At 71.3% G+C, this 12,136-nt stretch carries 1 protein-coding gene; it reads left to right on the top strand.

Annotated elements, in window-relative coordinates:
• The first annotated feature begins 21 nt into the window (after positions 1 to 21).
• Positions 22 to 12,132, top strand: coding sequence for a type I polyketide synthase (locus tag J5X86_RS23855; protein WP_208518796.1), 12,111 nt, complete (start codon positions 22 to 24; stop codon positions 12,130 to 12,132).
• Positions 12,133 to 12,136: the final 4 nt, after the last annotated feature.

Here is a 12,136-nt window from a genome sequence, read left to right as displayed (position 1 = left end):
GCTGAGGCCGGGTGAAACCTCATGGTGAACGTGAATGAAGAGAAACTGGTCGAGTATCTCAAGCGCGTCTCCGCGGATCTGCACGATACGCGCCTGCGTTTGCGCGAGGTGGAGGAGCGATACCAGGAGCCGATCGCGGTCGTGAGCATCGCGTGCCGGTTCCCGGGCGGGGTGAACACGCCCGAGGACCTGTGGCGGCTGGTCACCGGCGGTGTGGACGCGATCGGGGACTTTCCCACCGACCGCGGCTGGGATCTCGACAGCCTCTATCACCCGGACCCGGACCACCCCGGCACCACGTATGTCCGCCGGGGCGGATTCCTCTACGACGCCGACCGATTCGACCCCCAGTTCTTCGGCATCAGCCCACGCGAGGCGCTCGCCACCAGCCCTCAGCAGCGACTGCTGCTGGAAACCGCCTGGGAGGCATGCGAACGGGCGGGAATCGACCCGGTGTCCCTCAAGGGCTCCCGGACGGGCGTCTACGCCGGTACGGCGACCACCGGCGGCGCCACATCGGGTGACCTTCCGCAGAAGGGATCCGAGGGATACGCGGGCAACGCACCGAGCCTGCTGTCGGGCCGGGTCTCCTACACCTTCGGCCTGGAGGGACCGGCCGTCACGGTGGAGACGGCGTGCTCGTCATCCCTGGTCGCGATCCATCTGGCCTGCCAGGCACTGCGGCAGGAGGAGTGCACCCTGGCCCTGGCCGGCGGGGTGACGGTCATGGCCACCCCCGAGGTCTTCACCGGCTTCTCCCGGCAACGGGGGCTGTCCCCGGACGGGCGGTGCAAGGCGTTCTCGGTGCACGCCGACGGCACGGGATGGGGCGAAGGCGTCGGACTCGTCCTGCTGGAGCGGCTGTCCGACGCCCGGCGCAACGGGCATGAGGTGCTCGCCCTGATCCGTGGCTCGGCCATCAACCAGGACGGCGCCAGCAATGGATTCACCGCGCCGAACGGCCCCTCCCAGCAGAGGGTGATCCGCCAGGCCCTCGCCAGCGCCCGGCTGGCCCCGTCCGAGGTGGACGCGGTGGAGGCGCATGGCACGGGCACCAAGCTGGGCGACCCGATCGAGGCCGACGCGCTGATCGCCACCTACGGCCGGGACCGGCCGGAGGACCGGCCGCTGTGGCTCGGCTCGTTGAAGTCCAACATTGGCCATACGCAGGGTGCGGCGGGTGTGGCCGGTGTGATCAAGATGGTCATGGCTCTGCGGCACGACGTACTCCCGGCCACCCTCCATGCCGAGGAGCTGACGCCCCATGTGGAGTGGGACGGCGGCGGTGTGCGGCTGCTGACGGAGGCGGTCGAGTGGCCGACGGACGAGCGCCCGCGCCGGGCCGGTGTGTCGTCCTTCGGGATCAGCGGCACCAATGCGCATGTGATCGTGGAGCAGGCTGCTGCGGAGGTTATGCCGGGGGTGGATTCCTCTGGTGTGGGTGGGGTGGTGCCGTGGGTGGTATCGGGGCGGACTGCGGAGGCGTTGCGGGGGCAGGCGGCGGCGTTGGCTGAGCGGGTGGGTGGGGATTCGGGGTTGTCGTCGGTGGATGTGGGGTGGTCGTTGGCCACTACGCGGTCGGTGTTCGAGCATCGGGCGGTGGTGGTGGGTGGTGACCGGGCCGAGTTGTCGGCTGCTGTGGGGGCGTTGGTGGGGGGTGTGTCGCATCCGGGTGTGGTGCAGTCGGGTGCGGCGGTGCTGGTGGGTGATGTGGGTCCGGTGCTGGTCTTCCCGGGGCAGGGTTCGCAGTGGGTGGGGATGGGTGCGGAGTTGTTGGAGGTGTCGGCGGTGTTCGCGGCGCGGGTGGGGGAGTGTGAGCGGGCGCTGGCGCCGTATGTGGACTGGTCGCTGACGGATGTGCTGAGGGGGGCTGATAGCGCCGCTGATCTGGGGCGGGTGGATGTGGTGCAGCCGGTGTTGTGGGCGGTGATGGTGTCGTTGGCTGCGGTGTGGGCGGGGTATGGGGTGCGTCCTGTGGCGGTGGTGGGTCATAGCCAGGGTGAGATCGCGGCGGCTGTTGTCGCGGGAGCGCTGTCGTTGGAGGACGGTGCGAAGGTGGTGGCTTTGCGCAGCAAGGCGTTGCGACGGTTGGCTGGTGGCGGGGCGATGGCGTCGCTCGGTGTGGGTCAGGAGCGGGCGGGCGAGTTGCTCTTCGGTCTGGGTGATCAGGCGGCTGGTGTAGGCGTGGCGGCCGTCAACGGGCCTTCGTCGACCGTGGTTTCGGGTCCGCCGGAGCAGGTGGCCGCTGTCGTCGCGGTGTGTCAGGAGGCGGGGGAGCGGGCGCGGTTGATCGAGGTGGATTATGCCTCGCATGGTCCTCAGGTGGAGGAGATCCGTGGGGAGTTGAACGAGGTTCTGGCCGGTGTCTGCCCGCTCGATACATCGGGTTCGGGTACGGCGTTCTACTCGACGGTGACCGGCGGTCGTGCGGTCACCACCGACCTGGACACCGGTTACTGGGTGGCGAATCTGCGGGAGCGGGTGCGGTTCACCGATGCTGTTCGGGCGTTGCTGGCGGACGGGCATCGGGTATTTATCGAGGCCAGTACGCATCCCGTGCTCACGCTCGGGCTGCAGGAGACCTTTGAGGAAGCGGAGGTCACGGCTGTCACGGTACCGACCCTGCGCCGCGATCACGGTGGCCAGGCCCAGCTCCTCTACTCGCTCGCCCAGGCGTTCACCGCCGGGGTCGAGGTGGACTGGAGGGCCGCGTTCCCGGCCGACCCCACCCCTCGTACCGTCGATCTGCCCACGTACGCCTTCCAGCGCCAGCGCTACTGGGCCACTGCCACCGGCGGGGTCGGCGATGTGAGTGCTGCGGGGCTGCAGCGGGTGGAGCACCCGTTGTTGCGGGCGGCGGTGGGCCTTGCCGATGGCGGGCTGGTGCTGACCGGACGGGTGTCGGCCACCGGCGGCGGGGGCTGGCTCGGTGACCATGTGGTCGCCGGAACGCCGCTGGTTCCGGGTGCGGCGTTGGTGGAGTGGGCGTTACGGGCGGCCGACGAGGTGGGCTGTGGCGGCATCGAGGAACTGGCGCTGCAGGTCCCGTTGGTGCTGCCGCCGTCGGGTGGACTGCGGGTGCAGATCGTCGTAGGCGAGGCTGCCGAGGACGGGCGGCGCGATGTGCGGGTGCACTCCCGGCCCGACCGCGATGCCGAACCCGGCGCGGATCCGGACTGGGTGACCCATGCGGAGGGCGTCCTGAGCCCGCCGGCCGCGCCGAGTGCGGCCGAGGAGCTGGGGGGAGTCTGGCCTCCCGAGGGCGCGAAGCCGATGGATGTCGACGGGTTCTACGAGCATGCCGTGGCGGCGGGCTATGCGTACGGGCCGTCGTTCCAGGGGCTGCGTGCCGTGTGGCGGGACGGCGCTGACCTGCTGGCCGAGGTGGCGCTGCCCGAAGCGGCGGGGGACGCGGACGGCTTCGGCATCCACCCGGCACTGCTCGACGCCGCCCTGCATCCCATGCTGCTCGCCGCCGACATCGAGTCGGCGGACGACGGGGTGATGAGACTGCCGTTCGCCTGGAACGGCGTCTCCCTGTGGGCCGCGGAGGCGACCACGGTCCGGGTCCGGCTCTCGCCCCGCCAGCCCTCTCCCCATCAGGACGGCGCGGTGGGAGAGCGTGGGTTGCGGGTGGTCGTGGCCGATGCCATGGGCGCCCCGGTGCTGACGGTCGGCTCCCTGACGATGCGTCCCGCCGACCCGAGCCAGTTGAGGTCCGGGGACGGACGCGGCGTCGATGGGCTGTTCACGCTGGACTGGATCCCGATGCCCGGCGTGCCGGAGGTGGACACCTCCGACGCCATGGGCTGGGTCGTGCTGGGTGAGGACGCCCTGCACCTGGCCGAGGAGCCCGGACTCGGCGATGGGGGAGTGGTGTGCCATCCGGGTCTTGAAGCGTTGGCCGCCGCACTCGACGACGGCACGCCACCTCCCGCCTTCGCCGTGACCCACCTGCCCGCAGGCGTTGGCCCGCAGGAGGCCGGAGCCGCGGCGAGGGCGGCTGATGGTTTGGCTGCCGTCGGCCGAGCGCTGGAGCTGCTGCAGGGGTGGCTGGCCGAACCGCGGCTGGCCGAGACCCGGTTGGTGGTGGTGACACGCGGCGCGGTGTCGACCGGCGGCCCTGAAGACGCGGATTTGGGCGACGAAGAGCTGAATGTGGCCGCGGCGGGGCTGTGGGGCCTGCTGCGGAGTGCGCAGGCGGAACACCCGGACCGGTTCGTCCTCCTCGACCTTCACCAGGCCACCAATCCGACCGCGGGTGATGTGGCGAATGCCGTCGTCCGTGCCGTACGGGCTGATGAATCACAGGCGGCCCTGCGCGCCGGGGGGCTGATGGTGCCCCGACTGACGCACGCACGCGACACCGACGGCGCCGACGAGGCGGATTCCGGAGGGCTGACCCCTGGTGGGCTCGATCCTGACGGTACGGTACTGATCACCGGTGGTACGGGCCTGCTGGGCGGTCTGGTGGCCGAGCATCTGGTGCGTACGTGGCAGGTCAAGCATCTGGTCCTGGTCAGCCGACGTGGCTCGGACGCGCCCGGCGCACCGGAGTTGGCCGAGCGGCTGGGCGACCTGGGCGCGCAGGTGCGGATCGCCGCGGTGGATGTGACGGACGGCGACGCGGTCGCCGACGCGGTGGCCGGTATCGACCCGGCGCATCCGCTGACCGGTGTCATTCACGCGGCGGGACTGCTGGATGACGCGGTGGTCACCTCGCAGACCCGGGAACAGGTGGCGCGGGTGTGGGCGGCGAAGGCCGCGGCGGCCGCCCATCTGCACACCGCCACGGCGGACCTTCCGCTCCGCATGTTCGTGATGTACTCCTCGGCTGCCGGAGTCGTGGGCAACGCGGGTCAGGCCGGATACGCGGCGGCGAACGCGTTTGTCGATGCCCTGGTCGCCCATCGGCGGGCGCGGGGACTGCCGGGGCTTTCGCTGGCATGGGGGCTGTGGGCCCAGGCCAGCGAGATGACCGGGCATGTGGGCCGGGCGGACCTGACGCGACTGCGCGGGATGAGGCCGTTGTCGTCCGAGCGCGGGCTGGCCCTCCTGGACGCCGCATGCCGGTTCGCGAGTCCGCTGATGGTGGCCGTGGACCTTGATCCGGCCGGGGCGGCCGGTGAGGATCTTCCGGCGGTGTTGCGGGGGTTGGCGGCCGGTCGTACCAGGCGGCGGATCGCCGAGGGTGGCCCGTCGGCCTCGGGGTTGGCGGGGCGGTTGGTGGGGTTGGGGGTTGGTGCTCGGTTGGATGTGGTGGTGGAGGTGGTGCGGGGTGGTGTGGCGGTGGTGTTGGGGTTTGGTTCTGCCAGTGAGGTGCGGGTGGATGCTGCGTTTAAGGAGTTGGGTTTTGATTCGTTGACGGCGGTGGAGTTGCGTAATCGGTTGTCGTTGGTGACGGGGTTGCGGTTGCCGGCGACGATGGTGTTCGACTATCCGACGCCTCGGGTGCTGGCGGAGTATCTGTGCACCCGGCTGACCGGCGAGACCGCGGGTTCCCGTGCACCCGTCGCGGCGAGGGCGGATACGGACGATCCCGTGGCGATCATCGGCATGACCTGCCGTTTCCCGGGAGGCGCGAACTCCCCTGAAGCGCTGTGGGATCTGGTCGCCTCGGGGCAGGACGTGATCGGGGAGTTTCCGACCGGCCGAGGCTGGGATCTGGACGGGCTGTTCCATCCGGACCCCGATCACCCGGGCACCAGCTATGCCCACGAGGGCGCCTTCCTCTATGACGCCGATGCGTTCGATGCGGCGTTCTTCGGGATCAATCCGCGGGAGGCGCTGGCCACTGATCCGCAGCAGCGGTTGCTGTTGGAGGCGTCGTGGGAGGTGCTGGAGCGGGCGGGGATCGACCCGGTGTCGTTGAAGGGCAGTCCGACCGGTGTCTATGCGGGCGTGATGTATCACGACTACGCGGCCGGGCTGAGCGGTGGCGCCGATGTGAAGCTCGAGGGCTATGCGATGCTCGCGGGTTCGGGCAGCGTGGTGTCCGGGCGGGTGGCGTACACGCTGGGCTTTGAGGGTCCTGCGGTGACGGTGGATACGGCGTGTTCGTCGTCGTTGGTGGCGATGCATCTGGCGGCGCAGGCGTTGCGGCAGGGGGAGTGCACGCTGGCGTTGGCCGGTGGGGTGACGGTGATGGCCACGCCGGATGTGTTCACCGGTTTCTCCCGTCAGCGTGGTCTGGCCCCCGATGGCCGGTGCAAGCCCTTTGCGGCGGCCGCCGACGGGACGGGCTGGGGCGAGGGTGCGGGTGTTCTGCTGTTGGAGCGGCTGTCGGACGCGCGGCGCAACGGGCACGATGTCCTGGCGGTGATCCGTGGTTCGGCCGTCAATCAGGACGGTGCGTCGAATGGACTCACCGCGCCGAACGGTCCGTCGCAGCAGAGGGTGATCCGTCAGGCGCTGGCGAGCGCGGGGCTGTCGGTCTCGGATGTCGATGCGGTGGAGGCGCATGGTACGGGTACGACGCTGGGTGATCCGATCGAGGCGCAGGCGCTGCTGGCCACTTACGGTCAGGATCGCCTTGCCGGGCAGCCGCTGTTGCTCGGCTCGATCAAGTCCAATATCGGGCATACGCAGGCGGCGGCGGGTGTGGCGGGTGTCATCAAGATGGTGCAGGCCATGCGCCATGGAACGCTGCCTGCCTCTCTGCACATCGATGAGCCGAGCCCGCATGTGGACTGGGACAGCGGCGCTGTGCGGCTGCTGACCGAGGCGGTGGAGTGGCCGAATGGTGAGCGGCCGCGCCGGGCTGGTGTGTCCTCGTTCGGCGCCTCCGGCACCAACGCCCACGTCATCCTCGAACAGGCGCCCGCCACGCCCGAGGAGGATGGACAGACGGAGCCGGTCTCCTCCGACATGGGCACGGTCTCGTGGGTACTCTCGGCGCGGAGTGCGGAGGCGCTGCGCGGCCAGGCCGCCGCCCTGGCTGAACGTGTGGGCGGCACATCCGAGCTTTCATCCGTCGATGTGGGGTGGTCGTTGGCCACCACGCGGTCGGTGTTCGAGCATCGGGCAGTGGCGTTGGGTGATGACCGCGCCGAGCTGTTGGCCGCCGTGGAGGCGTTGGCGGCGGATGTGTCGCATCCCGGGGTGGTGCAGTCGGGTGCGGCGGCGCTGGCGGGTGATGTGGGCCCGGTGCTGGTCTTCCCCGGCCAGGGTTCGCAGTGGGCCGGTATGGGCGCGGAGCTGCTGGAGGCGTCGTCGGTGTTCGCGGCGCGGGTGGCGGAGTGTGAGCGGGCGCTGGCGCCGTATGTGGACTGGTCGCTGACGGATGTGTTGCGCGGCGCGGAGGGTGCGGCGGATCTGGGGCGGGTGGATGTGGTCCAGCCCGTGTTGTGGGCGGTGATGGTGTCGCTGGCTGGGGTGTGGGCGGGGTATGGGGTGCGTCCTGTGGCGGTGGTGGGTCATAGCCAGGGTGAGATCGCGGCTGCGGTGGTGGCGGGTGCGCTGTCGTTGGAGGACGGCGCGAAGGTGGTGGCGCTGCGCAGCAAGGCGTTGCGACGGTTGGCTGGTGGCGGGGCGATGGCCTCCCTCGGTGTGGGTCAGGAGCGGGCGGGCCAGCTCCTCTCCGGCCTGGGCGATCAGGCGGCTGGTGTAGGGGTGGCGGCTGTCAACGGGCCCTCCTCCACGGTGGTTTCGGGTCCGCCGGAGCAGGTGGCCGCTGTCGTCGCGGTGTGTCAGGAGGTGGGGGAGCGGGCGCGGTTGATTGAGGTGGATTATGCCTCGCATGGTCCTCAGGTGGAGGAGATCCGTGGGGAGTTGAACGAGGTTCTGGCCGGTGTCCGTCCGCTCGATACATCGGGTTCGGGTACGGCGTTCTACTCGACGGTGACCGGCGGTCGTGCGGTCACCACCGACCTGGACACCGGTTACTGGGTGGCGAATCTGCGGGAGCGGGTGCGGTTCACCGATGCTGTTCGGGCGTTGCTGGCGGACGGGCATCGGGTATTTATCGAGGCCAGTACGCATCCCGTGCTCACGCTCGGGCTGCAGGAGACCTTTGAGGAAGCGGAGGTCACGGCCGTCACGGTACCGACCCTGCGCCGCGATCACGGTGGCCAGGCCCAGCTCCTCCACTCGCTCGCCCAGGCGTTCACCGCCGGGGTCGACGTCGACTGGACCACGCTGTACCCGAGTTCCCCGGCACCCCGCGTGGTCGCACTGCCCACCTACGCGTTCCAGCGCGAGCGCTACTGGCTTGACGGCCACGGTGGACGCGCCGGCGACCCGGCCGACCTCGGGCTCGTCTCCGCCGGACATCCGCTGCTGGGCGCCGCTGTGGAGCTCGCCGATGGCCGTGGCCATGTGCTGACGGGCCGGATTTCGGCCCGCACGCATACCTGGCTCGGTGAGCATGTGGTGGCGGACGCGGTGCTGGTCCCGGGCGCGGCGCTGGCCGAGTGGGTGCTGCGGGCGGCCGATGAGGTCGGCTGTGGCGGAGTGGATGAACTGGCGCTGCGGGTGCCTCTGGTCCTGCCGTCGTCGGGCGCCCTGCGGGTGCAGGTCGTCGTGGGCGAGGCCGCCGAGTTTGGGCGTCGTGATGTGCGGGTGTACTCCCGGCCCGCTGGCGAAGGAGACTCCGCCACGGGATGGGTGTGCCATGCGGAGGGCGTGTTGAGCGCACCCGCGGACCGTTCCGACGAGGGGCTGGGACTGGGCGGGGCGTGGCCTCCGGCCGGTGCGGCAGCGCTCGGCGTCGAGGGGTTCTACGACCGGGTCGCGGCCTCGGGATATGCCTACGGTCCATCGTTCCAGGGGCTGCGGGCCGTATGGCGGGACGGCGCGGATGTGTGCGCGGAGGTGGTCCTGCCCGAGGCCGCCGGGGAGCAGGCCGGATTCGGCATCCACCCGGCCTTGCTGGACGCCGCGCTGCATCCCGCACTGCTGATCGACCAGCTCGACGCGGACGACACCGAGACCGGTACCGAAGCCACCGACGGCCAGGTCTGGCTGCCGTTCGCCTGGAACGGCGTGACGTTGTGGGCGGCCGGGGCGACCACGGTCCGGGTTCGGCTCTCTCCCCAGCCGGAGAACGCCGAGGGCGAGCGCGCACTACGGCTGACCGTGGCCGATGCCGTCGGCGCTCCGGTGCTGACCGTGGACTCCGTGGCGATGCGGCCCGCGAGCGTCGATCAGTTGCGAGCGGCAGTGGCCCACGGCAGCCACGGCACGGACAGCCTGTTCACCGTCGATTGGACTCCCCTGCCGCTCGCGGCCGGGGCCGAAGAGACGGCGGCCGGGGACGACGGCTGGGCCGTCCTGGGCGCCGACGGCCACCCGGATCCTGCCGCGCTGATCGCGGCACTCGGCGATGAGGAACCCGTCCCGCCGGTCGTCCTCACCGATATGACCGCCCTGACCAGCCCCACCGGTGCGGGCGCCGAGGAGGCGTCGGCCGAGGCGCTGTCGGCGACGGAACGGGCACTGCAACTGGTGCGAAGCTGGCTCGCCGAACCGCGGTTGACGGAGGCCCGGTTGGTGGTGGTCACGCGAGGCGCGGTCGCGGTCGACGGCCCCGAGAGCACCACCCGGGTGGACCTGGCCGCGGCCGCCGTGTGGGGCCTCGTACGCAGCGCACAGTCGGAGAACCCCGGCCGGTTCGTCCTCCTCGACCGCGACGACGACCTCGACCCCAACCCCAACGCCAACCCCAACGCCACCCCTCACACCGAAGCCGTGCGCATCGCCGTGGCGCGCGCCGTGGAGATGGACGAGCCCCAGCTGGCCCTGCGTGCCGGCCGGGCGCTGGTGCCCCGCCTGGTCCATGCCGGTACCGGGGGCGCGGGGCTGGTGGGCCCCGTGGAGCAGCCGGAGGCATGGCGGCTGGACACGGCGGGCACGGCGACCCTCGAGAACGTCGTCCCGGTGCCCTGCCCCGAGGTGGTGGAGCCCCTGGGCGCTGGCCAGGTACGGATCGCCGTACGCGCCGCCGGTGTCAACTTCCGTGATGTGCTGGTCGGTTTGGGCATGGTGCCCGGGCAGACCGGACTCGGCGGTGAGGGCGCCGGAGTGGTGGTGGACATCGGCCCCGAGGTGACCCACGTGTCCGTGGGCGATCGCGTCATGGGCGTCCTCGACCAGTCGTTCGGACCGCTGTCGGTCACCGACGCGCGGTTGCTGGCGCCGATCCCGGACGGCTGGAGCTTCCGGCAGGCGGCGGCCGTACCGGTGGCCTACCTCACCGCCTGGTACGGACTGACCGACCTCGCCGGGCTCCGGCCAGGGGAGTCGGTGCTGATCCATGCCGCGACCGGTGGTGTGGGGACGGCCGCGGTGCGGATCGCGCGGCATCTGGGGGCGCAGGTCTACGCCACGGCGAGTCCGGGGAAGCATGCGGTGCTGGAGGCGATGGGCATCGACGAGGCGCATCGGGCCTCCTCACGCGATCTGGACTTCGAGGAGACGCTCCGGGAGGCCACCGGTGGCCAGGGTGTGGACGTGGTGCTCAACAGCCTCGCCGGGCCGTTTGTGGATGCCTCGCTCCGCCTCCTCCGCGAAGGCGGCCGGTTGCTGGAGATGGGCAAGACCGATGTCCGCGACCCGGAGCTGATCACCGCCGAATACCCCGGGGTGACCTACCGGGTCTACGACCTGATCACGGACGCCGGTCCGGACCGCATCGGCCAAATGCTGCGGGAGCTCGGCGAATTGTTCGCCTCCGGACTGCTGGAGCCGCCACCGGTACGGGCGTGGCCGCTCAGCCGGGCGCGCGAGGCGCTGCGGTATTTCAGCCAGGCCAAGCACACCGGCAAGCTGGTGCTGGACGTCCCGGCCCCCGTGGACCCGGCCGGCACCGTGCTCATCACGGGTGGCACCGGCACCCTCGGCCGACACGTCGCCGAGCACCTCGTCCGCGCCTGGAACATCCGCCATCTGCTGCTGGTGAGCCGTAGCGGCCCCGACGTCCCCGGCGCACCGGAGCTGCTGGCCCACCTCACCGGCCTGGGCGCCGAGGCCCGGATCGTGGCCGCGGACGTCACCGACGGCGCCGCGGTGAACGACCTCGTCGCGGGCGTCGACCCGGCGCACCCCCTGACCGGTGTCGTCCACGCGGCGGGTGTGCTGGACGACGCGGTGGTCACCTCGCAGACCCCGGAGCGTCTGGCGCGGGTGTGGGCGCCCAAGGCCACGGCCGCGGCCCATCTCCATGCCGCCACCGCCCATCTGCGGCTCGGCATGTTCGTGATGTTCTCCTCGGCCGCGGGGGTGATGGGCAGCCCGGGCCAGGCCAACTACGCGGCGGCCAACGCCTATTGCGATGCCCTGGCCACCCACCGCCAGGCCATGGGCCTACCGGCGGTCTCGGTGGCCTGGGGGCTGTGGGCCGATGCCAGCGGGATGACCGGGCATCTGGACGAGGCGGACCTGGCCAGGATGTCCCGTTCCGGCATCGCCGCGATGTCCGGCGAGCAGGCGCTGGGGCTGATGGACGCCGCCTGCTGGCACGGTGCCCCGCAGCCCGCGGCCGTCCAGCTCGACCTCCGGACCCTGGCCGCTCAGCCCGCGGACGCCCTGCCCGCCCTGCTGCGCACGCTCCTCGACAACGGAACGACCACACGTCGTACCGCCGCCACCGGGGCGCCCGCCGCCGGGCTGGTCGCCCAGCTCGCGGCGGTGCCCGTGGAGGAACAGCACCGGATCCTGCTCACACTGGTGCGCACGCAGGCCGCGGCGGTCCTGGGCCACACCGACGCCGGGACGGTGTCCGGTGACACCCCCTTCAAGGATCTGGGCTTCGACTCGCTGACCGGTGTCGAACTGCGCAACCGGCTCGCCGCCGCCACCGGGCTGCGGCTCCCCGCCACCGTCGTCTTCAGGCATCCGACGCCCTCGGCCATCGCCGCCGAACTGCGCGAGAAGCTGTGCCCCGCGCAGGCGGACATCTCGGCGCCCGTCTTCGGCGAGTTGGAGAGGCTGGAGGCGGCGATGGCACGCCTCGTACCCCACGACGAGACACGCGACCGGCTGGCGAAGCGCCTGGAGGCGCTGCTGTGGCGCCTGACCGACGACACGCCGGCCGAGGCCACCGGCCGGCACCACCCCACCGTGGACGACGGCGCCCTCGACTCCGCGTCGGACGACGAGTTGTTCGAGTTCATCGACAGGGAACTGCCCTCTTGATCGT

Source organism: Streptomyces sp. NEAU-YJ-81 (genome assembly GCF_017592595.1).
GTDB classification, from domain to species: Bacteria; Actinomycetota; Actinomycetes; order Streptomycetales; family Streptomycetaceae; genus Streptomyces; species Streptomyces hygroscopicus_B.
Note: the sequence above shows the minus strand (reverse complement) of the source record. Positions and strands in the feature narration are given on the sequence as shown.